Consider the following 24,917-nt stretch of genomic DNA (forward strand, 5'->3'; position numbering starts at 1 on the left):
GATGTGTACAGATTGCGCCCGCAGGCAGCAGGATTTCAACAGGAAGCCACCGTGCGGGTAGTCTGTACGGTCTGCACCGGTGTCTGCCCTGGCCAGAACACGATCCCCTCGTCCGACGAGCCGGATTGTCAGTGGCGGCCGATACCGTTGCTCACGCATCACGACCCTCCTGCCACGGAACGACCGTGGCCGCTGAGTCCAAAGGAGGTGGGTTCCACATGCGTCACTACGAGGTGATGGTCATCCTCGACCCCGATCTCGAGGAGCGCGCTGTCTCCCCGCTGATCGAGAACTTCCTCTCCGTCGTCCGTGAGGGCAACGGAAAGGTCGAGAAGGTCGACACCTGGGGCCGTCGTCGTCTCTCTTACGAGATCAAGAAGAAGCCCGAGGGCATCTACTCGGTCATCGACCTCCAGGCCGAGCCTGCGGTCGTCAAGGAGCTCGACCGACAGATGAACCTGAACGAGTCGGTCCTCCGGACCAAGGTCCTCCGCCCCGAGACCCACTGAGCCACCAGCTCAGCGTCAACGGGCCCGAGTAGCAGCAAGCAGCCAGAAGCAATCCCCGCCGAGAGGTTCACCCATGGCAGGCGAGACCGTCATCACGGTCGTCGGCAATCTCGTCGACGACCCCGAGCTGCGCTTCACCCCGTCCGGTGCGGCGGTCGCGAAGTTCCGCGTCGCGTCCACTCCCCGCACCTTCGACCGGCAGACCAATGAGTGGAAGGACGGCGAAAGCCTGTTCCTCACCTGCTCGGTCTGGCGGCAGGCGGCGGAGAACGTCGCCGAGTCGCTCCAGCGAGGCATGCGCGTCGTCGTGCAGGGCCGGCTGAAGCAGCGGTCCTACGAGGACCGCGAGGGCGTCAAGCGCACGGTCTACGAGCTGGATGTCGAGGAAGTCGGCCCCAGCCTGAAGAACGCCACGGCCAAGGTCACCAAGACCACCGGTCGCGGTGGCCAGGGCGGCTACGGCGGCGGCCAGCAGGGCGGCGGCGGAAACTGGGGCGGCGGCCCCGGTGGTGGTGGCCAGCAGGGCGGCGGCGGTGCACCCGCCGACGACCCGTGGGCGACCAGCGCGCCGGCCGGCGGCCAGCAGCAGCCGCAGAGCGGCGGGGGCAACGGAGGCGGCTGGGGCGGAAGCTCCGGCAGCGGCTACTCGGACGAGCCGCCCTTCTAAGGGCGGGCTCGTACCCCACTTCTTGATCACACAGGAGAAACACCATGGCGAAGCCGCCTGTGCGCAAGCCTAAGAAGAAGGTCTGCGCATTCTGCAAGGACAAGACCCAGTACGTGGACTACAAGGACACGAACATGCTGCGGAAGTTCATTTCCGACCGCGGCAAGATCCGTGCCCGCCGCGTCACCGGCAACTGCACGCAGCACCAGCGTGACGTCGCCACGGCCGTCAAGAACAGCCGTGAGATGGCGCTGCTGCCCTACACGTCCACCGCGCGATAAAGGGAGGGTGACCGAATCATGAAGATCATCCTCACTCACGAGGTCTCCGGCCTCGGCGCCGCCGGCGACGTCGTCGACGTCAAGGACGGCTACGCTCGCAACTACCTGGTCCCGCGCGGTTTCGCGATCCGCTGGACCAAGGGCGGCGAGAAGGACGTGGCGCAGATCCGCCGCGCCCGCAAGATCCACGAGATCGCCACCATCGAGCAGGCCAACGAGATCAAGGCCCGCCTCGAAGGCGTGAAGGTGCGTCTGGCGGTTCGCTCCGGCGACGCCGGCCGCCTCTTCGGCTCCGTCACCCCGGCCGACCTCGCCTCGGCGATCAAGTCCGCCGGTGGCCCGGAGGTCGACAAGCGCCGGATCGAGCTCGGTTCGCCGATCAAGACCCTGGGCTCGCACCAGGTGTCCGTGCGTCTGCACCCCGAGGTCGCCGCGAAGCTCGGCATCGAGGTCGTCGCCGCCTAAGCGACATGCTCGGCAGAGCAAGCAGGAAGAGGGCCGTATCCCACCGGGTACGGCCCTCTTCTTTCTCTCCACGGTCCGGCCTCTCCATGGTCAGGCCCCGCGCCATGTTTCACGTGAAACGGGCACACCGGGTGTTTCACGTGAAACGACAACCCTGGAGTCGCTTGGCTGTGCGTCAGCGCGTCGCGCCGGTGACCAGCCACCGACCCGAACGGGTCCGCAGCCATAGCGTCAGCATCCGCACCGCCATCATCAGCCCCATCGCCCACCAGAGAGCCGTCAGCCCGCCCCCGAGAACCGGTACCAGCAGAGCGACCGGCGCGAAGATCAGCAGCGTCACCAGCATCGCTCCGGCGAGATACGGGCCATCCCCCGCGCCCATCAGCACTCCGTCCAGCACGAACACGATCCCCGCGAACGGCTGCGTCACCGCCACCACCAGCAGCGCCGGCAACAGCGTCTCCCGTACGGCCGAGTCCCCCGTGAACAGCGGGATGAACAACGGGCGCGCGACCACGATCAGCGCCCCCAGCAGCACACCCGACGCGATCCCCCACTGCACCATGCGCCGGCACACCTCCCGGGCCCCCTTGGCGTCCCCCGCCCCGAGATAGCGGCCGATGATGGCCTGCCCCGCGATGGCGATCGCGTCGAGCGCGAAAGCCATCAGACTCCACAGCGACAGCAGGATCTGATGCGCGGCGATGTCCGCGTCCCCCAGCCGCGCCGCGACCGCCGTGGCGATCATCAGAACCGCCCGCAGCGAGAGCGTACGGACCAGCAGGGGCGCACCGGCCTGTGCGCTGGCCCGTATCCCCGCCGCGTCGGGCCGCAGCGACGCGCCGTGGAGACGCGCTCCTCGTACGACGACGATCAGATAGGCGGCGGCCATGGCGCACTGGGCGATCACCGTGCCCCAGGCGGAGCCGGCGATGCCCAGACCGGCGCCGTACACGAGGGAGACATTGAGCGCCGCGTTGGCGCCGAACCCGCCGATGGCGACGTACAGCGGCGTACGCGTGTCCTGGAGCCCGCGCAATACGCCGGTGGCGGCCAGCACCACCAGCATGGCCGGGATGCCGAGGCTGGAGATCCGCAGATAGGTGATGGCGTACGGAGCGGCGGTGTCCGAGGCGCCGAAGAGGCTGATGAGCCACGGCGCGGTGGGCAGGGCCACCGCGATGACGACGGCGCCGAGCAGCAGGGCCAGCCAGATGCCGTCCATGCCCTGGCGGATGGCGGCCGGGAGATCGCCCGAGCCGACCCGCCGGGCGACGGCCGCGGTGGTGGCGTACGCGAGAAAGACGAAGACGGAGACGGCGGTGGTCAGCAGGGCCGCCGCGATACCCAGTCCGGCGAGTTGCGGGGTGCCGAGATGGCCGACGATCGCGCTGTCGAACATCACGAAGAGCGGCTCGGCCACGAGGGCGCCGAAGGCCGGAACGGCGAGTGCGACGATCTCGCGATCGTGCCGTCGCCGTCCTGTCCTGGATGCCGAGTGGGCCTGTGTCATGCGCTCAACCTAATCTTCCACAGGTAAGTGATGCAATGGTCTTGTGATCCTTACTTTTGGCTCCGGTGAAGGATCGGTTGTGCGCCGGTTCTGCTGATCTTGGCCCAGTCGGGAAAGTTTTTCTCCCCCACAGCCGGTGGATGGAAAAAGGCCTGGTCAAAGGCGGTTCAGGAAGGGTGCTATGACTTTGTCCACAGCGCTGTCCCCTGGTCCGTGCACAGGTTCGCCCAGGTTCTCCACAGCATCTGGTCTCTCATCCACATGGCCTGTGGATAACAAGATTGGCTGACGTCGCCGGCGGGCCTACCGTGGACCGGCGTCCGACGCGCCGGAACCGGAGTCAGGCCTCTCGTTTTGTCAGTGTCGTGCCGTACAAAGAGTGGCACGGCGAGGTCCGCTGGGCGGACATGAGGAGGTGGCCGGTGAGCATTCCCGAGCCGTTGGACGACCCCTGGACCGATACCGGTCCCAGTGACCGTCTGCCTGTCTCCCGGCAGCGCCGTGGCGAGGGCCGGGGCGGCCGTGAGGAGCAGCACGAGCGGGGCAGCGAGAGCGGGCCCTGGGACGGCGGCTCCGGCGGGTTCGAGCGGGTACCTCCGCAGGATCTCGACGCGGAGCAGTCGGTGCTCGGCGGCATGCTGCTGTCGAAGGACGCGATCGCCGATGTCGTGGAGATCATCAAGGGCCATGACTTCTACCGTCCGGCCCACGAGACGGTCTTCCAGGCGATTCTCGACCTCTACGCCAAGGGCGAGCCGGCCGACCCGATCACGGTGGCGGCCGAGCTGGTCAAGCGCGGTGAGATCGGCCGGGTCGGCGGGGCCTCGTATCTGCACACCCTCGTCCAGTCGGTGCCCACGGCGGCGAACGCGTCGTACTACGCGGAGATCGTGCACGAGCGGGCGGTGCTGCGCCGGCTCGTGGAAGCGGGTACGAAGATCACACAGATGGGGTACGCCGCCGACGGGGACGTCGACGAGATCGTCAACTCCGCGCAGGCCGAAATCTACGCCGTCACGGAGCAGCGGACGAGCGAGGACTATCTGCCGCTGGGCGACATCATGGAGGGCGCGCTCGACGAGATCGAGGCGATCGGTTCGCGCAGCGGCGAGATGACCGGTGTGCCGACCGGTTTCACGGATTTCGACTCGCTCACGAACGGTCTGCACCCCGGCCAGATGATCGTCATCGCGGCCCGTCCTGCCATGGGTAAGTCCACGCTGGCGCTGGACTTCGCGCGTGCGGCGTCCATCAAGAACAATCTGCCGAGCGTGATCTTCTCCCTGGAGATGGGGCGGAACGAGATCGCGATGCGACTGCTGTCGGCGGAGGCGCGGGTGGCGCTGCACCACATGCGGTCGGGCACGATGACGGACGAGGACTGGACGCGGCTGGCCCGCCGGATGCCGGACATCTCGCAGGCGCCGCTGTACATCGATGATTCGCCGAACCTGTCGATGATGGAGATCCGGGCAAAGTGCCGTCGTCTCAAGCAGCGCAATGACATCCGGCTGGTGGTCATCGACTATCTGCAGCTCATGCAGTCGGGTGGTTCGAAGCGTGCGGAGAGCCGTCAGCAGGAGGTCTCGGACATGTCGCGAAACCTGAAGCTGCTGGCGAAGGAGCTGGAGCTGCCGGTGATCGCGCTGTCACAGCTCAACCGTGGTCCTGAGCAGCGTACGGACAAGAAGCCGATGGTCTCCGACCTGCGTGAGTCGGGATCGATCGAGCAGGACGCGGACATGGTGATCCTGCTGCACCGCGAGGACGCGTACGAGAAGGAGTCACCGCGCGCGGGCGAGGCGGACCTCATCGTGGCGAAGCACCGTAACGGTCCGACGGCGACGATCACGGTGGCGTTCCAGGGGCACTACTCGCGTTTTGTGGACATGGCGCAGACCTGACGCGGGTGTGCAGGGTCTCAGGTTTCGCGGCACAATCTCATCTCCGATGGCACATTGATGGCGCTTATGCCGTCGATGTGAGACTCGCCGGTCGGGGCGTCCACTCTTTCGGGTGAGGGGATTCCGGCTCGTACCGCGCGTTGAAGTTCCGCTGACACCCTTGGCCGTACGGGCCATCATCCGTGGGTTGGGGGTACGCGACGGACAGCATCCCGTTCAGCACGCCGCCCAGGATCACGAACGAGGGACCCCACATCTTGCCGACCGTTGAGGCCCAACTTCCGCGCTCTGCACCGCCGGACCGAGCGGTGTTCGCTCTGGCCCTGGATGAACAGCCGATGGCCTTCGCCGGCTCGCACGGCCAGTCGCTGGACTGGTTCTAGAGAACCCGTAGAAAACAACGAACTCCGGCCTGGGAAATGACACGCCGTTGGGACTGCCACTGAGTGACACGCTCCGAGACAGCGAGCGGGGTCCCACGTCACAGCATCGGTGCCTGACAGCGAAGGTGAGAACCTACAGGTGGGCGGGGTTCTCGGACCTCGTGCCGGGGTCGGTCATCGGGTGTGTACCACGCGTTCGTCCCGGGGCGCGGTGGCGGTGGCGTTCTTCGGGTGGTGGCGGCGCAGGTTGGCGGCGAGGATGCGGTCGAGCATGCGGTCGGACAGCATCGGGCCCAGGCGCATGATCAGGGCGGCGTCGCGTCCGGCGGTGTAGCGGGTGCGTGGTCTGCGGGTTGTCACGGCTTTCACGATGACGCGGGCGGCGGCGTCGGCGGTCAGGCCTGATGCGGTGCCCGTGGCCATCAACTGGTTGTTCGCCTGGACCAGGCTGCCGTAGCGCTCGTTCTGTTCCGGTGTCATCCGGGCGGCGAGGTCGTTCGCCGTGGTGATGCCGCGGGCGGCGATCTCGGTGCGGACGCCGCCGGGCTCGACGACGACCACCTGGACGCCCAGTGATGCGACCTCGCGGCGGAGGGAGTCGCTGACCGCTTCTAGGGCGAATTTGGCGCCGGCGTACGCGCCGTAGGTGGCCATGGCGTACTTGCCGCCGATCGAGCTGATGTTGATCACGCGGCCCTTGTCGCGCAGCAGCGCGGGGAGGAGTGCTTGGGTGACGGCGATGTGGCCGAACAGATTGACCTCGAAGACCTGTCGCCATTGCGCCATCGGCAGGGCCTCGACCGGGGCGTTGACCTGGACGCCGGCGTTGTTGACGAGCGCGTGCAGGGGGCGTGGGTCGTCGGCGATCCGCGCGGCGAGTGCTTCCACGTGTTCCGTGTCCGTGATGTCGAGGATGACCGGTTCGACGCCGGTGGATCGGATGGCGTCGGCGTCACGGTCGCGTCGTACGCCGGCCAGGACGTGGAATCCGTGGCGGGCCAGTTGGCGGGCGGTTGACGCGCCCATGCCGGTGGAGGCTCCGGTTACGACGATCAGTTTCCGAGTTTCAGATGACGTTGTCACCTTGATTACGGTACCGATTCAGATGACGCTGTCAACTGTATGATGGTGTCATGGTCACCCGTGCGGAGTCCGCCGCCCTCACCCGCCGCGCTCTGCTCGACGCCGCCGCCGAACTGCTCGACCTCGGTGGCCCGGAAGCGGTCACCCTGCGCGAGGTGGGCGCGCGGGCAGGCGTGAGCCGGGGAGCGCCGTACCGGCACTTCACGGGCAAGGACAGCCTGCTGACCACCGTCGCGACCGAGAGCTGGCAGCGGATCGCCGATCGGATCCACGCCCTGCGGACCGACCCGGCGCTGTCGGCCTCCGCCAAGGTGCGCGGCGCTCTTCGCACCCTCATCGGCGTCGGCCGGGACCAACCGCACCTGTACCAGATGCTGTTCCGGCGCTCAGGACACCGCCCGGAGGAACTCGGTGAAGGACTCGACCGCGTCCGGCGCCAGCTCTGCGGACCGGTGGACGATCCGGCCGCGGACCGTATCCGCGCGGCCGGACGCTTCCACGAGGAGTTTCTGGCCGTCGTCACCGGTCTCGTCGGGGAGCGGGACACACGGCGTTACGGAGCCCTCCTGCTCACCAGCGCCCACGGCATCACGGACATGGAGCTCAGTGGCCACTTGGACACGGACGCGTTGCGCTCCACCGCCGACGAACTCATCGACACCCTCGTCCGCATGGTCGCCGGCGCCGGTGAGGCGGCGTAGCTTCGCCCACGGCCCGTCGAGGCGGCCGTACGGTCACGGGAGGTCGAGCAGGGCCTTTCCGACCAGGCCCTGTTCGAGTGCGGCGTGGGCATCGGCGGCACGTTCCAGCGGGTAGCGGTGCAGCGGCAGTCCGGCCTCTTCGCCCACGCGCAGGGCGCCCGCGCCGACGGCTGCCGTGACATCGGTGACCGCCTGCCGCTTCGCCGTGGGTGGGACGGTGTAGACAAAGACGCTCTGCCAGCGCAGGTTCGCCCGCAGCGAGGAGAGCACGGGGACGGACAGGTGCTCGTTCTCGCCGCCCGAGTAGTAGGCCACCACGGCTCCGGGCGCGGTGACGGCGATGTCGAGGGCGGCGTTGGCGCCCGGTGCGACCTCCACGACGATGTCGACGCCCTCGGGCGCGCACGCCAGGATCTCCGCCGTCGCGTCCTGCGTGCGGTAGTCGACCACGTGATGGGCGCCGGCCGCGCGGGCCAGGGCGGCCTTGGCGGGGCCGCTGACCGTGGTCACCACCCGTGCTCCGGCCCAGCGGGCGAGCTGGACGGCCGCGTTGCCGACGGCGCCGGCACCGCCTGCCACGAGCACGGTCGTGTCGCGCAGGGTGCCGGGGGCGATCCGCCCCGGTCCGCCGTCGTGGACGGTCAGCGCGCGGTGGGCGGTGAGGGCGGGGATGCCCAGGGCGGCGCCGAGTTCGAACGGGGCGTGGTCGGGGAGGGCCACGGCGTGATCGTCGCGGACGAGCGTGTACTGCTGTGCGGTTCCCCAGGGGCGTTCCCACGCGGCTTCCCAGAGCCACACCCGCTGTCCGATGCGCGCCGGGTCGACCTGTGGGCCGACGGCGTCGATGACTCCGGCGCCGTCCTGGTGGGGCACCTGCTCGTCCATGCCCGGCGGCAGCGCTCGTCTGCGGCTGCGCCAGTCGGTGGGGTTGACGCCGGAGACGAACACGCGAACACGTACCTCGCCCGGGCCGGGTTCGGGCACGGGACGTTCGACGAGTTGGAGGACTTCGGGGCCGCCGGCGGCCGTCCGGACGACGGACTTCATCGTTCACCTGTCTTTCGCTCGCCCCTGGGGGAGGGTGGGGCGGCGTCCGGGAAGACACGCCGTCCTGAGTGGGGCACCCCTGCGGAACTTCCCCCGCGGAGAAGAAATTCCGAGCGGGGTCCGCGAGCGGGTGAGGCGGGGTGTCGTGTCCGGGGTCGTGCTGCGGCGGTGTCCTATCGGCCCAGTTCGGCGGCCCTGTCGGCGCGTCGGGCGAAGACGTCCGCACGGCGGTCCGCCATCGTGCGCAGCGCGTCCTTGCGGTCCCGGGCGGACAGCCGGTCGAGATACGTGTGGCCGAGGAGGTGGTCGCTTTCGTGCTCCAGGCAGCGTGCGAAGTAGCCCGTTCCTTCAATGACGAGGGGGCTGCCGTTCTGGTCGAAGCCGTGGACGACGGCGCGGTCGGTGCGGGGAAGCCCCATGGTGGCGCCGGGCACGGACAGGCAGCCTTCGAGGTCGTCCAGGAGGCGCCGGCTGTGCGGAGGAGGAAGTTCCAGAACCGGGTTGACGACGTGGCCGACATGCCGGACCCCGTGGTCGTCGGGGCAGTCGTAGACGAACAGCCGGAGGTCGACGTCGACCTGGTTGGCGGCCAGACCGGCGCCCTCGGCCACGTACATCGTCACGAACATGTCGTCGATCAGTGCCGACAGCGCGGGGGAGCCGAACTCGGTCACCTCCCGGCACGGGCGGCCGAGGATCTCCTCGCCGACCACCGTGATCCGGCGCACCGTGCCCCGTTCCGCCTCCGGTGACCGGACAGGCCAGGAGTCGACGGGGCGGCCCTGTACGCGGACGCGTCGGTCGACGGGCCGGGATGGTTCGTTGTGAACGGACATCGCTGTCTCCGCTTCTGCTTCCGGGCGCCACGGGTGCTGCGGGCGCCGCCGCGGCCCGGTGCTCTCCCCGCGAGGACCGCTTGCCAAGTCCTTTGCAAAGTAGCAGAGTTTGCAAAGTGACTGAAGGCGATGTCGACACCCCCCGCGACCGTGCACGCGGCCCCGGCGACCGGCTGCGCGAGCACGAGGTCCGCACCGCCCTGCTGGACCTGCTCGCCGAAGTGGGTACGGTCACGGCGACCGAAGCCGCCTCCCGGCTGGGGCACAGCTCCGGGCTCTGCTCGTTTCATCTGCGGCAGCTCGCACGCCATGGATACGTCGAAGAGGCACCCCACGGCGGAGGCCGGGCACGCCCCTGGCGGCTGAGGCGGCACGACGCCGCTGCCGAGGCGCCCTCGGAGGAGGCGTTCGGCGAGCTGGCCCGGGGGCTGGAGGACGAGAGCTGGCAGCGGTGGCTGGCCCAGCGGGACCGGGCACCGGCCCAGTGGCGTCACGACGAGGCCTTCAGCGCCGTCGCCTATCTGACCCCTGAGGAGATGGCCCGGGTCGCGGACACCGTCCGGCGGGCGCTCGCGCCCTACCAGGACCGCGAACAGCGCCCCCTGGCGCGGCCGGACGACGCCCGGCCGGTGGCGCTCATCACCCGGCTGTTCCCCCTGCTCCCCCACGTGACGGAGCGCCACTGAGCACTCGGTCATCCGTACGGCGAGGACAGGCAGGAACCGTGGACATGCGGTCCTGGGACGAGAGGTATCGCAGCCGCGACCAGGTCTTCGGCGGCGCACCCAACGGAGTGCTCGTCACCGAGATCGCCGGTCTGACGCGGGGGCGAGCACTCGACGTGGGATGCGGTGAAGGCGCGGACGCGATCTGGCCGGCCCGGCCCGGGGCGACGTGACCGAGACGCCGCGCCCGGCCGGCGCGTTCGGTCTGACGCCGGCCCATGACGTCCCGGTTCAGCGCGTCACGTCGGTACGCCGGGTCGGGCCGCTCGTTCGGCCGCGCTGCGTTCCACGCAGAACTCGTTGCCCTCAGGGTCTGCGAGGGTCACCCAGCCCAGGCCGTCGGGGCGGCGGTGATCCGTCACAAGAGTGGCGCCCAGAGCGAGGACGCGTTCAACCTCCTCGTCGCGGGTGTGCTCCTGCGGCTGGAGGTCAAAGTGGACCCTGTTCTTGGTGATCTTGTCCTCGGGGACGGTGATGAACAGCAGCGTGACGCCCCGTGCTTCGAGGAGGGCCTCCGAGTCTCCCGGCAGGTCGTCCTCGGCGAGCGAGGCGCCGAGGACCTTGGCCCAGAAATTGCCCAGGGCGTAGGTGTCGGAGCAGTCGATCGTTATATGGCGTACGAGAGAGGTCATACGGCTCACTGTGGCCACGGCCTCCGGAGCTGTCCACCGGATTTTGACACGCTGTCCGGTTCCCGGCGACGTGCGGACGGCAGGGGTTTCGGCGCAGCGTGAAATGCGGTCGACGGTGCGGTGTCCATGGGTAGATGTGGTGCATGACCGAACCTTGGGAAGACTTGTTGCCCGGTACGCGGCGGGCTCTGTTGCATCGTGTCGCTGTCGCGCAGGCGGAGGCGCGGGTGCCTTCGGTGGCCGCGGCGGTGGCCCGTGAGGGGCGGACGGTGTGGACGGGAGCGCGGGGCTGCGGGGACGGACATGCCCCGGATACGGCTACGCAGTACCGGATCGGGTCGATCACGAAGACTTTCACCGCCGTGCTGGTGCTGCGGCTGCGTGACGAGGGGCTGATCGACCTCGCGGATCCGCTGGAGAAGCATCTTCCGGGGACGGGCGTCGGTGAGGTCACCGTCGCACAGCTTCTGGGCCACAGCGCGGGGCTCGCCGCGGAGACTCCCGCGCCATGGTGGGAGCGGACACCGGCCGCGCTGCGCCCGGAACTCGTGGACGTGCTGGGAGAACGGCCCGTGCTGCACCCCACGGGAAGGCGGCACCACTACTCCAACCCGGGGTTCACGCTGCTGGGTTCGCTGATCGAGGCCGTACGGGGCGCGTCCTGGGAGGAGGTGCTGCGGCGCGAGGTTCTTGAGCCGCTTTCGTTGGACCGTACGACGGTACGGCCGGTCGCACCGGCCGCAGAGGGATGGGCCGTCCACCCCTGGGCCGACGCGCTGCTGCCGGAGCCGGTCGAGGATCTGGGGCTGATGGCGCCGGCGGGGCAGCTCTGGTCGACCGCCACCGACCTCTGCCGGTTCGCGGGCTTCCTCGTGGAAGGCGACGAGAAGGTCCTGAGCGCGGCGTCCGTGGCGGAGTTGAGGACGCCGGCCGCGGCGCCGGAGGCGGGGCAGTGGGATGGCTTCTACGGCTTCGGAACGCAGGTGATCCGCCAGGGTGGCCGGACACTCGTGGGCCACACGGGATCACTGCCCGGCTTTGTCGCCGGCCTGTGGGTGAGCCTGGAGGACGGGGTGGCGGCGGCCGTACTGGCCAATGCCACATCGGGGCTGGCGGCCGGATCGGTCGCGGCGGAGCTCATCGGGATCGTGGCGGACGCGGAACCGCGGATCCCGGAGCCCTGGAAGCCGCTGCCCGAGGTGGACCAGGAGCTGCTGGCGCTCACCGGACCGTGGTACTGGGGGACGCAGCCCTTGGGGCTGAGGCTGACCGCGGACGGTGGGCTGGAGCTGCGCCCGTTGCGCGGCGGTGGGCGCGGTTCGGTCTTCGCCCCGGCGGCGGACGGCGGCTGGACGGGGCTCGACGGTTACTACGCGGGGGAGACCTTGCGCGTGGTGCGGCGGCCGGACGGCTCCGTGAGCCATCTCGACCTCGGCTCGTTCGTCTTCACCCGGGGGCCGTACGCGCCGGATGACGCGGTTCCCGGCGGGGTGGACGAGGCGGGCTGGCGCGGGCTCGGAGGGTAGGACCGGTGGTGATGTTTCACGTGAAACCGGGCGCGAAGGGCGCCGGGCGGTAGAGTGTGATCGGGCCCGAAGCCGCAAGCGTGAATTGCGGCTTCGGGCCCGGTTGTTGAGGTGGATCAGTGGCGGAACGCCTGGAGTTTCACACCCCCGTTCCATGCCTCCAGCAGACCGCGGTGGACCGCCGTCATGTCGTGGCGCGCGGCGAGCAGCAGGGCGTCGCGAGTGAAGGGACAGGTGGCGACGAGCAGGGCGATGTCGGCCCTGTGGTCGAGCTTGGCCATGCCGATGAACTGCCGTACGTCGCCGCTCGTGATGGTCGCCGCAGCGGTGCGTGCTCTGCACTGGACGACCACGCGGCGTCCGTCTGGGGTGTAGGCGACGATGTCGGCCCCGGTGTCGCCGCGGCCACCGGCCACGGTGACCGGATCGCATCCGTCACGGCGGCAGAGCCAGGCGATGTGCTGTTCGAACTGGCGTGCGTTCATGGCGTCGAGCGCGCCCATCGATCCGGCCTCGCGCTCGCGCAGGATGCGTTGGAGACGCGTCACCTCGTCTTCGAGGGCTTCGATCCGGGCGCGCTGGTCGCCATCGTTCCGGATGGCGGTGTTGAGCACCGGGACGACCGCTGTGCCGATGGTGGTGCGGACGATGTCCTCGGCGATGCGCGCGGCTTCCGCGTCGTCGGGCGCGGCCGGGTGCCGGGCAAGGGCGTCGGTGATGCGGGTGTCGATCCATTCCTTCAGCCTGTGGATTAAGTTGTCCACAGGCTCGATGGCCTGCCTCCGCTCGCTGTCGAGCAGGTAGGTACGCACCTGACGTGCGACGATGCTGTCACGGAGCAGCATCGCGGTATTCAGGACAGCCCGTCGGGAGAAGATCCCGATGGAGCGGCTGCGGGACTGGATGCCACAGAGTTGCTTGAAGCAACTCAGTTCCTCGCCGCTGAGAACGCGGTATCCATTCGACTGGAGTTCGCTCCGGTGGTCGTGGATGACAGCGCGGATGACTGGCTCACTCACCTCGAAGTAGGCGGCGACGTCCTTGGTCGTGGCGTGGAGTCCGTCCGGTGACAGGGCCAGTTCTTTGACCCTGTCGAGGACTTCGTCGCGTTCGGCGACGCTCGCGCGCAGGGAACTGGACTCCAGCAGAACTATCTCGTCGAGCATGTGATCCGTCTCCTCCTGGGCCGTGTGCGGCCCGCCGGCGGGGGCGGGATCCCGATGGGCATACGTCCTGCCCCCTTGCCGGGGGCAACGAGCCCGATCGGATAAGGATGCGGTTTTCAGATGCTCAGTTTGAATCCGATGTGGGAGGCGGTGAAGCCGAGCCGCTCGTAGAAGCGGTGGGCGTCGGTGCGGGTGGCATCGGAGGTCAGTTGGACCAGTTGGCAGCCTTCGCGGCGGGATGCGTCGATCGCCCATTCGATGAACCGGGTGCCGAGGCCGCTGCCGCGTTCGTCGGAATGGACCCGTACGGCCTCGATGAGGGAGCGGGTGGCGCCGCGGCGGGAGAGCCCGGGGACGATGGTGAGCTGGAGCGTACCGACCACGCGACGGTCGCGTACGGCCACGACGAGGTGCTGGTTCGGATCGGCATGCAGGCGTTCGAAGGCCGCGGTGTAGGGGGCGAGGTCGTTTGGGGACTCGCGCTGCGCGCCGAGCGTGTCGTCCGCCAGCAGGGCCACGATGGCGGGGATGTCGTCGCGGGCCGCGGGCCGTATCTCCAGGTCGCTCATGGTCGGCAGGGTACGCCGTGGGGGTGCGGCGGGCGTGCGGGGACGGAGGGGTACGGGGTCAGCCCGTGGCCAGGTTCAGGGGTGCGAACAACCGGGTCCGGTCGCCTGGCAGGTCGGGGGTGCCGTAGACCATGAGCGTGGTGGGGGCGGTGGGTTCCAGACCGCGCTCTTCGAGCCAGTTCAGCAGCTCTTCGTGCTGTACGTCGACGGAGGTGCGCAGCGGCCGGCCCGAGGCGGGGGCGAGGGCGGCGACCAGAGCTTTCGCGGTGTCGGTGTCCCGGGCGACGAGGGGGCCGATGACGTCGGTCTCCGGGGTGGGCCAGGCGGCCGCGTAGCCGGTGATCGTGGAGGATTCCTCGGCGACTCTGAGGCGGTCGGCGAAGGCGGGGAGCCGGGCGAGGAGGTGGGTGCGGTCGGCGCCGAAGGTTTCGTTGTCGAGGCGGATGATGGCGGGCAGGTCGGCGGCGGTGGCGGGCCGGGTGGCCACAGGAGGCGTGGCGGGGCCCGAGGGCCTGAGGTGGCCGAGGACGGTCCGGGTGGTGCCGATGCCGGTGAAGCCGAGCCGTTCGTAGAGGGGTCTGCCGTGGGGGGTGGCGTGGAGGACGAGCGGGGTGGTGCCGGCCTCGTGCAGGACGTGGTTCATCAGGCGTTGCCCGAGGCCCTGACGGGCGTGCCGGCCGGCGACGAGGAGCATGCCGACGGCGGCGAGTTCTCCGCCGTGAGGGGTGCTGCCGTAGGAGGTGACGACGCAGGTGGCGGCCAGGCCCTTGCCGTCCGGGTCGTCGATGCCGTGTGCGGTTCCCGCGGCCAGGAGCAGGCTCCAGCGGTGTTCCTCGCGTGCCCAGTCGCGGTCTTCGGCGAGGTCCGCGCAGGCCGTGAGGTCTCTCATGGTCAGGCGTCGGATGGGCAGCGCGGAGAGCGGTGTCGGCATGGGGGTCAGGCTGTCGGATCCGGTGATCGTTCGTCCACCGGTTTGCGTTGTTTCACGTGAAACAACGGTGCTGCCGGTGACCGTCTGCCCTGTGAGTGAGCGCGCGTACTAGTCTCGGCGAACATGGCGGGTATGGCGGGCACGATGGACGGGCGCATGCTTCATCTCTTCGACCTCGACGGAACGCTCATCCGTGGTTCGGCCGCCGCGGTGGAGATCTCCCGGCAGTTGGGGCTGGACCATGAGATCGCGGAGCTGGAACGGGGGTTCGTCTCGCGGGGGCTGGCGCCGGACGAGTTCGCGGTACGGGCACGGGAGTTGTGGGCCGAGCTGACGGCGGAGCAGGTGGCGGCGGCTTTCGAGGGCGCTCCGTGGCTGTCGGGCATCCGTGAGGTCTGGGCGGACATCCGGATGAGAGGCGATTACTGCGCTGTTATCTCCCTCTCGCCTGATTTCTTTGTTTCGCGGCTGCTGGAGTGGGGTGCGCATGCCACGCATGGTTCGCGGTGGCCGGCTCTGCCTTTCGTCGAGCCGGTGGACCGGGCGGGCATTCTCCATCCGGCCGCGAAGGTGAAGATCGCGAACCAACTGTGTGCGGAGTTCGGGGTGGGGCTGGACCGCTGTGTTGCCTATGGTGATTCGATGTCCGATGCGGAGATCTTCACGGTGGTGCCCTGTGCGGTGGCGGTGAATGCCGATCATCACCTGGCGGGGCTCGCCACGCACACGTACTCGGGAGGGGATCTGCGTGAGGTCTATGAACTGGTGCGCCTCCAGCAGTAATACTCTGATCCGGAGGCGCCGCGGAAACGCGGCGGGATCCGGCGATTGAGTGCGGGAGCGATGCACCCTAACGGTAAGTCCATTACGGATGCCCGAACTTCGCGCTCTTTGTCCGTCGCGGAGGTGTGGCCCGCCATGCTGCGACGACGGGCGTCGCGCGCTATGTCGTATTCCTGCGCCTCGTCTCCCCGTGGGGGTTGTGGCGGGGGTTGAGGCGGGCTGTCGGCAGTCCGAGTCAGAACGGGGAATCGCTTGCGTATTCCGGATCAGCGGAAGTGCGCAGACCGACCGAAAGATGTTCGAGGCGAGGCACATCATGGACGCTCCGACCACCACGTCGGCTGACAACGGCACTTCCGGGGACGGCGGTGGCTCCGGGGAGCAGACGGGCGGCGGCTGGTTCGCCCCTCGCCGGGCGCCGAGCGGCGAGGGCCGGACGGACCCGGCGGCGCCGGGCGGCGCCGGGGAGGCGGGCCGGGACCGAATACCCGTCCAGGGCCGCACCTTCGCCTCGATACGCCCGGTGGGCCCCGGTGGGACCCGTACCGCGCCGCCGCGCCGCGAGGACCCCCCGGGCCAGGGGCCGAGCGGCGCCGAGAACCCCGCTGCCGTGCCACCGTCCCCTGTGGACGACGGGGTTCCCGACGCGTTCCGGCCGCGCGCCAAGGGGCCGCGCGCAGGAGAGGGCCCCGCGGCGCATCCGCAGGTCTCCGAGGGCCCGGAACCGGCCGGGGGCGGGGCTGCCGGTCCCGATCCCGCGGTCGCGGAGGCAGCCGTACGGTCGGCCGCCGCGCACCCTGGTCCCGTACCGCCGGAGTCGGCGGACGCCGTACGGCACCATCCCGTTCAGCCGGAGTACGAGCGGGCCCCGGGCGTGGAGGGCGCCGGTGGGGCGCCGGCCCCCGCGGAGCAGGTCGCGCCGTGGTCCGGGGGTGAGCAGGGCTCGCAGGGCGATCCGCTGCCGCCTCAGGCGCCGGTGTCGGCGGCGCTGCCGCCCGAGGCGCCGGTCGTCGCCCCGGCGGCCCCGTCGGGGCAGCCGTCCGTCGTGCCGCCCGCTTCCGCCGTCCCGGACCCGAACGCCTCGCCGGACGCGATCCTCGTCCGCCGGTCGCTGGCCGAGATCGGCCCGGTGTCGAAGCAGCTCACCTCGTACTTCTACTCGCTGCTGTTCGTGCGCCATCCCGATCTGCGCGCGCTGTTCCCCGTGGCGATGGACGCGCAGCGCGACCGGCTGCTCAAGGCGTTGCTGACGGCCGCCGAGCACATGGACTCGCCCGATGTCCTCATGGACTATCTGCGGCAGCTCGGGCGCGGCCACCGCAAGTACGGCACCCAGTCCGTGCACTACCCCGCTGTCGGTGAGGCCCTCATGGGCGCGCTGGCGCGTTACGCCTCGGCCAGTTGGGACGAGGAGACCGAGGGGGCCTGGGTGCGGACGTACACGAGGATCTCCCAGATCATGATCGACGCGGCGGCCGAGAACGAGCGGCACGCCCCGGCGTGGTGGCAGGCCGAGGTGGTCTCGCACGAGTCGCGGACCTCCGACATCGCCGTGGTCACGGTCCGCCCCGACCAGCCGTACCCGTTCCTCGCGGGGCAGTACACGAGCCTGGAGACGCCGTGGTGGCCGCGGGTCTGGCGGCACTACTCCTTCGCGTCGGCTCCTCGGCCGGACGGTCTGCTGTCGTTCCATGTCAAGGCGGTGCCGGCCGGCTGGGTGTCCAACGCGCTGGTCCACCACGCACGTCCCGGTGATGTCCTGCGGCTGGGGCCGCCGGCCGGTTCGATGACCGTCGACCACAGCACGGACAACGGTCTGCTCTGTCTGGGCGGGGGCACCGGTATCGCGCCGATCAAGGCGCTGATCGAGGATGTCGCCGAGCGCGGGCACCGGCGTCCGGTGGAGGTGTTCTACGGCGCGCGCAGCGATCACGACCTGTACGACATGGAGACGATGCTGGAGCTGGAGAGCGCCCACCCGTGGCTTTCGGTGCGTCCGGTGGTCGCGGAGGGTCCCACGGCGGGGCTGGCGGGGCGGCTGCCCGAGGCGGTGCGCGACCACGGCCCGTGGCACGAGTTCGACGCGTATCTGTCGGGGCCGCCGGGGATGATCCGCAGCAGTCTGGACGCGCTGCGGGGTTCGGGGATCCCCTCGGAGCGGATCCGTCACGACTCCCTCGACGAGCTGGTCGCGGCCACCACGTAGCGCCACCACGGAGCGCCACCACGTAGCGCCGGGGGCCGACGCCGGCCGGAGTGTGCCGGTCAGGTCAGCCCAGGTCGGGGGCGTGCATGGCACGTACGCCCTCGATGTTGCCGTCCAGGTAGTGACGCAGGGACAGGGGGACGAGATGGACGGCGGCGATGCCGACGCGGCTGAACGGCACGCGGACGATCTCGTACTCCCCCGAGGGTTCGTCGATCTCGGGGCCGTGGCGCAGCGAGGTGTCCATCGAGTCGAGCCGGCAGACGAAGAAGTGCTGCACCTTGACGCCGGTGACGCCGCCGTCGGCGATGTGTTCCACGGTGTCGACGAAGCACGGCACCACATCGATGACCTTGGCGCCGAGTTCTTCGTCGACTTCGCGGTGGAGGGCGTCGACGACGGTGGCGTCCGTTCTCTCGACCCCGCCGCCGGGGGTGAGCCAGTACGGGTCCACTCCTGGTTTGGTCCGTTTGATCAGGATCAGGTCGTCGCCGTCCAGCAGGATGGCGCGTGCGGTGCGCTTGACCACGGGCCGTTCGGTCATGGGAAGAGGTTCGCCCGTCCCGCCCCTTCTGAAACTCCCGGCGGCCCATCGGCTTCCGGCCGCGCCGGTGCCCCGGCCGGTTCTTCCGGTCACCACTCCACGGCGGCACGCAGCAGCCACTCGTGGGCCCGTGCGAGGGGCGGGAGGGCGAGGGTGCCGGTGCGTACGGCGAGGAAGTAGGTGCGCAGCGGGGGTACGGGCGGGTCGAGCAGGGCGACGACCTCGCCGCGCTCCAGGGCCGCCTCACAGAGGTAGCGGGGCAGGACGGCGAGTCCGGCGCCGGCCGCCGCGCACTCCAGGACCGCCCGCAGGTCGGGGGCGATCACGGTGCCCGCCGCCGCGGGCCGGGTCTCGAACACGGTGGCCCAGTAGCGGGAGACGAACGGCAGGGACTCGTGCACCTCGACCACCGGGAGCTGTTCGAGCACCACGCCCCCCTCGCGCAGCACCTCGTGGCCGAGGCGGCCCGCCCAGCGGGGGGCCGCGATCAGGACGTGTTCCTCGTCGCAGAGCGGAGTCGCGGTGAGAAGTTGGCCGCGTGGCTGGGCGGTGGTGATGGCCAGATCATGATGTCCGGCGGCCAGCCCTTCCAGGGTTTCCTCGGAGTTTCCGAAGAACGAGGTGCGCAGGGCGAGTCCCTGGGCGGTGAGCGGGGTGAGCGCGGGCAGGGCGCGCAGGGAGGTGAATTCGGGGGGTCCGGCGAGGTGGAGGGTCCGTACGCCGGATTCCTCGTCGAGTCCTGTCTCGGCGATCTCGACCAGTGCGTCGAGGTGGGGGGCGGCGCGGTGCGCGAGTTCGTCGCCGATGGTGGTGGGGGTGACACCGCGGGCCTGGCGGAGGAAGAGGGGGCGTCCGAGCTGCCGTTCCAGGGTCCTGATCTGGCCGGTCACGGCGGGCTGGGAGAGGCCGAGGAGGGCGGCGGCGCGGGTGAAGGAACCGGCGCGGTGCACGGTGACGAACGTGCGCAGCAGAGCCAGGTCCATGTCCCGCTCTCCCGTCTTGAACCGCGCCCGCGCCCTGTCCGGACAGGGCCTCGCTCCCGCGGCACCCCCGCGATACCAACTATAAATAAGTCGATAGGCCGCTGTCGCTACTGTGATTGGACACTGACGCAGAGTCAACTAGCCTTGGTTAAATGGTTCTCCGCGCGTGGAACGGCGTGGAACCTGGGACGGTCCGAGCCATGAGGGGGGAGGCTCGGACCGTCTCTTCGTATGCGGGCTCGTCTGCGGCTCATATACAGCTTCGTATACGACTGCGTTTACGGCGCCGGGGCGGGGTCAGCGCACCGTGTCGAGGGCGTGCAGGACGTCCGCGAGCAGGTCCTCGGGGTCCTCGGCGCCGACGGAGAAGCGGATGAAGCCTTCCGGTACGGCGTCGCCGCCCCAGCGTCCGCGCCGTTCGGCAGTGGACCGTACGCTGCCGAAGCTGGTCGCTTCCTCCACGAACCGCAGCTCTCGGAGGAAACGTTCCGCCTTGTCGCGGTCGGGCAGGACGAAGGAGACCACGGAGCCGAAGCGGCGCATCTGGCGCTCGGCGACGGCGTGCGAGGGATCGCCGGGCAGCCCGGGGTGGCGCACCCCGCTGACGTCGTCGCGTCCGGCGAGCGCGCGGGCGAGGACCAGCGCGTTGGCGCACTGGCGCTCGACCCGGAGGTGGAGGGTGGCCAGCGAGCGGTGCGCGAGCCAGGCCTCCATCGGGCCGGGGATCGCCCCGACGACCTTGCGCCAGCGCCGCACCCCGGCGGCGAGTTCCGGGTCGCCGCTGGTCACATGGCCCAGGAGCAGATCGCCGTGGCCGGTCATGCCCTTGGTGTCGCTGGCCACGGAGAAGTCCGCGCCGAGTTCGATCGGGCGCTGGCCGAGCGGGGTGGCGAGGGTGTTGTCGACGGCGACGAGGGTCCCGCCGGCGTGCGCCTCGCGCACGAGCCGGCGGACGTCGCAGACGTCGAGTCCGGGGTTGGACGGTGTCTCGATCCACAGGAGGCGGGCCCCGGCCAGGACGCGGAGCTGGGCGTCCCCGCCGGTGGGGGCGGTCCGCACCTCCACGCCGTACGCCTCCAGCCGTTCGCGCAGCAGAGGGAGGGCCTGGTAGCCGTCGTCGGGCAGCACGACCGCGTCACCGGCCCGGAGCTGGGAGAAGGCCACAGCGGAGATCGCGGCCATCCCGGAGGCGAAGGCGACGGTCTCGACGGGCCTGCCGGGCGCCTCCAGCTCGCTGATGGCCTGTTCGAGAAGGGTCCAGGTCGGGTTCTCGTCGCGGCCGTAGGTGTACGGTCCGGTCGGGTCGCCGGGCAGATGGAAGTGGGCGGCGAAGACCGGCCCGGGGAGGGTCGGTTCGTGCTTCACGGGTTCGGGCAGCCCGGCCCGCACGGCGCGGGTGCCGTCGCCGATGTTCTGGGAGTGGCTCATCCGCGGCCTCAGTCGTTGTCGTCGGGGAGCGCGACATTGAGCGCCCAGGACACGACGGAGATGACCAGACCGCCGAGCACGGCCGTCCAGAAACCCTCGACATGGAAGCTCAGACTCAGCTTGTCCGCGAGCCACGAGGTCAGCAGCAGCATCAGGGCGTTGACCACCAGGGTGAACAGCCCGAGGGTCAGGATGAACAGCGGCAGGGTCAGCAGCTTCAGCACGGGCTTGACGAGGAAGTTGACCAGCCCGAAGAGCAGCGCCACCAGGATCAGCGTCAGCGCCTTCTTGCCAGTGTTCTCGCCGGTCAAGGTGATGTTCTGGATCAGCCAGATCGCCACCGCCAGGGCAGCCGCGTTGGCGATCGTCTTGACTAGGAAATTCTTCATGGTCTGATCGTGGCATGAAGGCATTCCGACTGGATGAGCTGGAGGCGGAGCGTGCCGCCAACGACGGCGCGTATCTGCAGTTTGTACGGGAACGCAACATGTCCGTGGGGCTGTACGCGCTGGACGCGGGCGCGAGCGATCCGCAGCAGCCGCACCGGCAGGACGAGGTGTACTTCGTCGTGAGCGGCCGGGCGTCGATCACGGTCGGGACGGAGACGACCCAGGTGGGCCGGGGCAGTGTGGTCTACGTGCCGGCCGGGGCCGCGCACAAGTTCCACCACATCACGGAGGATCTGCGGGTGATGGTCGTCTTCTCGCCGCCCGAGGGCTGACCCTCAGGCGCGTCTCAGGGTCGGATCAGGGGAGAGCGGGGGCCGCGGGGCCACCACGGGGGCCTGTGCGGCTCTAGCATCGAAGGCGTACAGCGGTCACATCAGGAACTCGGTGAAGCGAGGTAAGGACGATGGCGGTTCGGGAGATTTTCACGGGAATGCCGTGGTGGGTGAAGTGGATCGCGGTGCCCGTGATCGCCGTCGCGGTCTTCGGCGGACTGATCATGAGCCTGCTCGCCTTCGTGATCGGTGTGCTGTTCAAGGTGCTGATATTCGTCGCCCTGGTCGGCGGACTGATCTACGCCGTGCGGAAGTTCACGGCGTCCTCGTCGTCCTCGCGCGGCGACTGGTAGGGCTGTCAGTCCATAGGGCTGTTAGCCCGCCAGAGGGAAAGGTGAAGAGGAAACCAACCCCGGCTGTGACCTGCCCCTAAAGTGGCTCACCTCTGCCGCACCCGGCGGGCTCCGGCCCGTCCGCACGCCTGGGGGTGATCTTTGGTCACAGCTACATCCGCCGCGGCTCCCACGCTGATCGGATCGGTGCGGCGGGCGCTGCGGCTGCTGGAGTCGGTGGGCTCCCATTCGGATGGAGCCACCGCCAAGCAGCTCGCGCGCGAGACGGGGCTCCCTCTCCCCACCGCCTACCACCTGCTGCGCACCCTCACCTACGAGGGTTATCTCCGACGTGAGAGGGGCGTCTTCGTCCTCGGGGACGCCGCCCAGCGCCTGGTGCACGCCGGAGCCGTCCGCGGCCGCCGCTCCACCCTCACCGAGGTCCTCGCCCGGCTACGCGACGCGCTGGGCGTCCCCGTGTACTTCGCGGTCTACCACGAGGGCGAGCTGGACCTGGTCTCCGTGGCCGACAGCCCCGCGTGCCCCGCGGTCGACGCCCGGGCCGACTTCCGCACGACGGCCCACGCCCACGCGATCGGCCAGTGCCTGCTGAGCCAGCTCGACGAGGCGTCCCGCCGCGACCATCTGGACCGCTACCCCGTCCGTCCGCTCACCCCGTACTCGGTGCCGGACCGGAGCACCCTGCTGGAGCGCCTCGACGCGCTGGGGCGGACGGAACCGGTCCTCTCCCGCCAGGAGTACCGGCTCGGCACGGTCTGCGCCGCCGTACCGGTCACGGTCGGAGCGATGGCGGCCGCCGTGGCCATTTCTATACCGCTCTGTCAACAGAAGCGGCTGCTTCCGACGGCCGAGCGGTTACGCAGAGAGATCGGATCCCTGCTGACCTCGCAAATCCTCTCTATCAGTATCTGAAAAATTACTCCTTGTGATCTGCTAGCGCTTACAGGACGATTGCGTCAAGAGGGTCAACGGGGATCATTCCCAGCCACTGTTCCATCTACTCCGGAGTACAACGATGCGCGAGTCGGTCCAGGCCGAGGTCCTGATGAGCTTCCTCGTCTCCGAGGAGCTGTCGTTCCGTATCCCGGTGGAACTCCACTACAAGGTGGCTGATCCCTACGCGGTACGGATGACATTCCATCTGCCCGGCGATGCACCTGTGACCTGGACTTTCGGTCGCGAACTGCTGCTCGACGGCATCAACACACCCAGCGGGGACGGTGATGTGCACATCTCCCCGACGACCCCCGAGGACCTCTCGGACGTCCATATGCGGCTCCAGGTCGGCGACGACCACGCGCTCTTCCGTGTGAGCGCCGCACCGCTGGTGGCCTTCCTGGACCGTACGGACCGGTTGGTCCCGCTCGGCCAGGAGCGCACACTCAGTGACTTCGAAGGCAGCCTTGAGGAGGAGCTGGGCCGCATCCTCGCCGAGGAGAACGCGGGCTGACGGCCCGTCGAGGGGGGCCGTCCGGGTGATTCTGCCCTCCCGGGTGGCCCGGATCCCTCCCGCTCCGCTCGGGCTACTTCTTACGGCGGCGGCCCCGGCCGCCGGTCCCGCGCATCCCCGGGGCCGGCACCAGCAGCCCCCGGGACTCCTGAGGCTCCCAGCCGGGCCCGGCCCCGGGGCCCGCCTCCGGTCCGTCCGGGGCGGGCGGCGATGGCAGGGGCGCGGGGTTCTCCGGGGCGGACCGGTCGGCGGAGACCACCAGCGCCGCCAGCGCCGTCGTCACCGGCACCGACGCGACCAGGCCGATCGAACCCACCAGCGTCCGTACGATCTCCTCCGCAACCAGCTCACTGTTGGCGACCGTCCCCACGCTCGACTGCGCGATTGAGAAGAGCAGCAGCAGCGGCAGCGCGGCACCCGCGTAAGCCAGCACGAGCGTATTGACCACGGACGCGATGTGGTCCCGGCCGATCCGGATGCCCGCCCGGTACAGCGCCCTGGGCCCCATCGTCGGATCGGCCTGGCGCAGCTCCCACACCGCCGAGGTCTGCGTCACCGTCACATCGTCGAGCACACCGAGCGAACCGATGATCACCCCGGCCAGCAGGAGGCCGCTCATGTCGATCTCCGGATAGAGGCCATGGATCAGCCCCGTGTTGTCATCGGTGTTGCCGGACAGGCTCGCCCAGCCGATGAAGAGCGACCCCAGCAAGCCGATCAGCAGCAGCGAGATCAGGGTGCCCAGCACCGCCACCGAGGTGCGGGCCGTCAGACCGTGGCACAGATACAGCGCGATCAGCATGATCGCGCTCGCCCCCACCACCGCCACGACCAGCGGATTCGAGCCCTGGAGGATCGCCGGCAGGATGAACAGCGTCAGGATCGCGAACGAGACCACGAGCGCCACCAGCGCCATGACCCCCCGCATCCGTCCCACCACGATCACCGCGAGCGCGAAGATCCCCGCCAGCAGCGTCAGCGGGAACTGGCGGTCCACATCGGAGACCGAGTACTGGAGATCCCGGGGAGCGTCCGGCGCATAGGCGACCACAACGCCCTGTTTCACGTGAAACTGCCGCGGTGCGTCGGGCTGGACGATCTCGACGAAGGTGTGACCTTTCTCCTTGCCCTCCTTCAGTTCGACCGTCGCCTTCTTGCACTCCCCCGTCTCCTCCTGGACCGCCTCGCGGCCCTGCGGAGTCGAGGTGTCACCGGTCGACGGGACCTGGGAGGCGTTCACGTCCTTACAGGCGACGCGCTCGATCTGGACGACCTGGCCCGCGTAGGTCTGCCGGTCGAAGCCCACGCCGGTCCGCTCGTGCGCGGGTGCGCCGCCCGGCCAGAGCACGGCGAGCCCGACCACCACGGCGGCCGCGAATGGAATCAGCACCGCCGCGATCACCTTGCGGAGGTGCCGGGAGACCGGCATGGCGGGGCCATGACTGTGCGAGTGGGCGCCCGGTTCGTGAGTCTGCGTGGGTGGGGTCACCGACCGATCATCGCAAGAAGCC

The 24,917-nt window shown here is 69.7% G+C and carries 27 protein-coding genes and 1 pseudogene; 15 read left to right on the forward strand and 13 right to left on the reverse strand.

Features of this window, described 5'->3' with window-relative positions; genetic code table 11:
- The first annotated feature begins 218 nt into the window (after window positions 1–218).
- The 4 genes from rpsF (at window position 219) to rplI (ending at window position 1,922) form a co-directional block, all read left to right on the forward strand.
- A complete protein-coding gene (gene rpsF / locus ACIQ7D_RS07870) occupies window positions 219–509 on the forward strand; it encodes a 30S ribosomal protein S6 (RefSeq protein WP_006604399.1) in 291 nt (96 codons plus the stop codon).
- Window positions 510–582: 73 nt separating this feature from the next.
- Window positions 583–1,176, forward strand: a complete 594-nt coding sequence (locus tag ACIQ7D_RS07875) for a single-stranded DNA-binding protein (protein ID WP_403934809.1) — start codon at window positions 583–585, stop codon at window positions 1,174–1,176.
- A 44-nt stretch (window positions 1,177–1,220) separates the two neighbouring features.
- Complete coding sequence (gene rpsR / locus ACIQ7D_RS07880) at window positions 1,221–1,457, forward strand: 30S ribosomal protein S18 (protein WP_003967857.1); 237 nt, start codon at window positions 1,221–1,223, stop codon at window positions 1,455–1,457.
- A gap of 18 nt (window positions 1,458–1,475) precedes the next feature.
- The gene (gene rplI, locus ACIQ7D_RS07885) at window positions 1,476–1,922 is read left to right on the forward strand and encodes a 50S ribosomal protein L9 (RefSeq protein WP_384994226.1); all 447 of its coding nucleotides are present in this window, start codon (window positions 1,476–1,478) and stop codon (window positions 1,920–1,922) included.
- A gap of 175 nt (window positions 1,923–2,097) precedes the next feature.
- On the opposite strand, the gene ACIQ7D_RS07890 is transcribed toward rplI, so the two are convergent.
- Complete coding sequence (locus tag ACIQ7D_RS07890) at window positions 2,098–3,435, reverse strand: MATE family efflux transporter (protein ID WP_403934812.1); 1,338 nt, start codon at window positions 3,433–3,435, stop codon at window positions 2,098–2,100.
- A gap of 422 nt (window positions 3,436–3,857) precedes the next feature.
- Between ACIQ7D_RS07890 and dnaB the strand changes: the two genes are divergently transcribed.
- Window positions 3,858–5,339, forward strand: coding sequence for a replicative DNA helicase (gene dnaB / locus ACIQ7D_RS07895; protein WP_403934815.1), 1,482 nt, complete (start codon window positions 3,858–3,860; stop codon window positions 5,337–5,339).
- A gap of 557 nt (window positions 5,340–5,896) precedes the next feature.
- Here dnaB and ACIQ7D_RS07900 read toward each other — a convergent pair.
- Window positions 5,897–6,805 carry an SDR family NAD(P)-dependent oxidoreductase gene (locus ACIQ7D_RS07900; protein WP_403934818.1) on the reverse strand — a complete coding sequence of 303 codons (909 nt, stop codon included), beginning with the start codon at window positions 6,803–6,805 and terminating at the stop codon, window positions 5,897–5,899.
- A 50-nt stretch (window positions 6,806–6,855) separates the two neighbouring features.
- Here ACIQ7D_RS07900 and ACIQ7D_RS07905 point away from each other — a divergent pair, with 50 nt between their 5' ends.
- The gene (locus tag ACIQ7D_RS07905; protein ID WP_403934820.1) at window positions 6,856–7,506 is read left to right on the forward strand and encodes a TetR/AcrR family transcriptional regulator; all 651 of its coding nucleotides are present in this window, start codon (window positions 6,856–6,858) and stop codon (window positions 7,504–7,506) included.
- Window positions 7,507–7,539: 33 nt separating this feature from the next.
- Here ACIQ7D_RS07905 and ACIQ7D_RS07910 read toward each other — a convergent pair whose 3' ends face one another.
- Entirely contained in the window at window positions 7,540–8,553 is a 1,014-nt protein-coding gene (locus ACIQ7D_RS07910; RefSeq protein ID WP_403934822.1) for an NADPH:quinone reductase, read from the reverse strand.
- 173 nt (window positions 8,554–8,726) lie between these two features.
- Window positions 8,727–9,389 (reverse strand): peptide deformylase, encoded by a 663-nt coding sequence (def, locus tag ACIQ7D_RS07915; RefSeq protein WP_403934824.1) that lies wholly within the window; start codon window positions 9,387–9,389, stop codon window positions 8,727–8,729.
- Between the two features lie 116 nt (window positions 9,390–9,505).
- On the opposite strand from def, the gene ACIQ7D_RS07920 reads away from it, so the two are divergent.
- Together ACIQ7D_RS07920 and ACIQ7D_RS07925 are read left to right on the forward strand one after the other, a co-directional pair.
- A complete protein-coding gene (locus ACIQ7D_RS07920; RefSeq protein WP_403934827.1) occupies window positions 9,506–10,075 on the forward strand; it encodes a winged helix-turn-helix domain-containing protein in 570 nt (189 codons plus the stop codon).
- Window positions 10,076–10,119: 44 nt separating this feature from the next.
- On the forward strand, window positions 10,120–10,287 hold the full coding sequence (locus ACIQ7D_RS07925; protein WP_403934830.1) for a hypothetical protein: 168 nt from the start codon (window positions 10,120–10,122) through the stop codon (window positions 10,285–10,287).
- Between the two features lie 78 nt (window positions 10,288–10,365).
- On the opposite strand, the pseudogene ACIQ7D_RS07930 reads toward ACIQ7D_RS07925, so the two are convergent.
- Window positions 10,366–10,746: pseudogene (locus ACIQ7D_RS07930) on the reverse strand (VOC family protein); the annotation flags it as partial.
- Between the two features lie 143 nt (window positions 10,747–10,889).
- On the opposite strand from ACIQ7D_RS07930, the gene ACIQ7D_RS07935 reads away from it, so the two are divergent.
- A complete protein-coding gene (locus ACIQ7D_RS07935; RefSeq protein WP_403934833.1) occupies window positions 10,890–12,272 on the forward strand; it encodes a serine hydrolase domain-containing protein in 1,383 nt (460 codons plus the stop codon).
- A gap of 116 nt (window positions 12,273–12,388) precedes the next feature.
- On the opposite strand, the gene ACIQ7D_RS07940 is transcribed toward ACIQ7D_RS07935, so the two are convergent.
- The 3 genes from ACIQ7D_RS07940 to ACIQ7D_RS07950 all read right to left on the reverse strand — a co-directional run bounded on the left by ACIQ7D_RS07940 (window position 12,389) and on the right by ACIQ7D_RS07950 (window position 14,938).
- Window positions 12,389–13,438 (reverse strand): restriction endonuclease, encoded by a 1,050-nt coding sequence (locus ACIQ7D_RS07940; protein ID WP_403934835.1) that lies wholly within the window; start codon window positions 13,436–13,438, stop codon window positions 12,389–12,391.
- 116 nt (window positions 13,439–13,554) lie between these two features.
- A complete protein-coding gene (locus tag ACIQ7D_RS07945; protein WP_403934837.1) occupies window positions 13,555–14,007 on the reverse strand; it encodes a GNAT family N-acetyltransferase in 453 nt (150 codons plus the stop codon).
- A 58-nt stretch (window positions 14,008–14,065) separates the two neighbouring features.
- Entirely contained in the window at window positions 14,066–14,938 is an 873-nt protein-coding gene (locus tag ACIQ7D_RS07950; RefSeq protein ID WP_403934839.1) for a GNAT family N-acetyltransferase, read from the reverse strand.
- A gap of 132 nt (window positions 14,939–15,070) precedes the next feature.
- Here ACIQ7D_RS07950 and ACIQ7D_RS07955 point away from each other — a divergent pair, with 132 nt between their 5' ends.
- Together ACIQ7D_RS07955 and ACIQ7D_RS07960 are read left to right on the forward strand one after the other, a co-directional pair.
- On the forward strand, window positions 15,071–15,721 hold the full coding sequence (locus ACIQ7D_RS07955) for an HAD family hydrolase (RefSeq protein ID WP_403934841.1): 651 nt from the start codon (window positions 15,071–15,073) through the stop codon (window positions 15,719–15,721).
- Between the two features lie 316 nt (window positions 15,722–16,037).
- Complete coding sequence (locus ACIQ7D_RS07960; RefSeq protein WP_403934844.1) at window positions 16,038–17,927, forward strand: globin domain-containing protein; 1,890 nt, start codon at window positions 16,038–16,040, stop codon at window positions 17,925–17,927.
- 64 nt (window positions 17,928–17,991) lie between these two features.
- Here the strand turns inward: ACIQ7D_RS07960 and ACIQ7D_RS07965 are convergent, their stop codons facing one another.
- The 4 genes from ACIQ7D_RS07965 to ACIQ7D_RS07980 form a co-directional block, all read right to left on the reverse strand.
- Window positions 17,992–18,471 carry an NUDIX domain-containing protein gene (locus ACIQ7D_RS07965; protein WP_403934847.1) on the reverse strand — a complete coding sequence of 160 codons (480 nt, stop codon included), beginning with the start codon at window positions 18,469–18,471 and terminating at the stop codon, window positions 17,992–17,994.
- Between the two features lie 89 nt (window positions 18,472–18,560).
- Complete coding sequence (locus ACIQ7D_RS07970) at window positions 18,561–19,454, reverse strand: LysR family transcriptional regulator (RefSeq protein WP_403934850.1); 894 nt, start codon at window positions 19,452–19,454, stop codon at window positions 18,561–18,563.
- 297 nt (window positions 19,455–19,751) lie between these two features.
- Window positions 19,752–20,882 carry a cystathionine gamma-lyase gene (locus ACIQ7D_RS07975; RefSeq protein WP_403934853.1) on the reverse strand — a complete coding sequence of 377 codons (1,131 nt, stop codon included), beginning with the start codon at window positions 20,880–20,882 and terminating at the stop codon, window positions 19,752–19,754.
- Between the two features lie 8 nt (window positions 20,883–20,890).
- Complete coding sequence (locus ACIQ7D_RS07980) at window positions 20,891–21,271, reverse strand: phage holin family protein (RefSeq protein ID WP_403934856.1); 381 nt, start codon at window positions 21,269–21,271, stop codon at window positions 20,891–20,893.
- A 14-nt stretch (window positions 21,272–21,285) separates the two neighbouring features.
- Between ACIQ7D_RS07980 and ACIQ7D_RS07985 the strand changes: the two genes are divergently transcribed.
- The 4 genes from ACIQ7D_RS07985 (at window position 21,286) to ACIQ7D_RS08000 (ending at window position 23,406) form a co-directional block, all read left to right on the forward strand.
- Window positions 21,286–21,603: a cupin domain-containing protein gene (locus ACIQ7D_RS07985; protein WP_403934858.1), complete on the forward strand. Its 318-nt coding sequence runs from the start codon at window positions 21,286–21,288 to the stop codon at window positions 21,601–21,603.
- A 131-nt stretch (window positions 21,604–21,734) separates the two neighbouring features.
- Window positions 21,735–21,956, forward strand: coding sequence for a DUF5326 family protein (locus tag ACIQ7D_RS07990; protein ID WP_403934861.1), 222 nt, complete (start codon window positions 21,735–21,737; stop codon window positions 21,954–21,956).
- Window positions 21,957–22,097: 141 nt separating this feature from the next.
- Window positions 22,098–22,868, forward strand: a complete 771-nt coding sequence (locus tag ACIQ7D_RS07995; protein ID WP_403934864.1) for an IclR family transcriptional regulator — start codon at window positions 22,098–22,100, stop codon at window positions 22,866–22,868.
- A gap of 103 nt (window positions 22,869–22,971) precedes the next feature.
- Window positions 22,972–23,406, forward strand: a complete 435-nt coding sequence (locus tag ACIQ7D_RS08000) for an SsgA family sporulation/cell division regulator (protein WP_329822853.1) — start codon at window positions 22,972–22,974, stop codon at window positions 23,404–23,406.
- A gap of 73 nt (window positions 23,407–23,479) precedes the next feature.
- On the opposite strand, the gene ACIQ7D_RS08005 is transcribed toward ACIQ7D_RS08000, so the two are convergent.
- Window positions 23,480–24,835 carry a YibE/F family protein gene (locus tag ACIQ7D_RS08005; protein WP_403935079.1) on the reverse strand — a complete coding sequence of 452 codons (1,356 nt, stop codon included), beginning with the start codon at window positions 24,833–24,835 and terminating at the stop codon, window positions 23,480–23,482.
- Between the last annotated feature and the right edge of the window lie 82 nt (window positions 24,836–24,917).

The sequence above is a fragment of the Streptomyces sp. NPDC096310 genome (assembly GCF_044763125.1).
GTDB lineage: Bacteria > Actinomycetota > Actinomycetes > Streptomycetales > Streptomycetaceae > Streptomyces.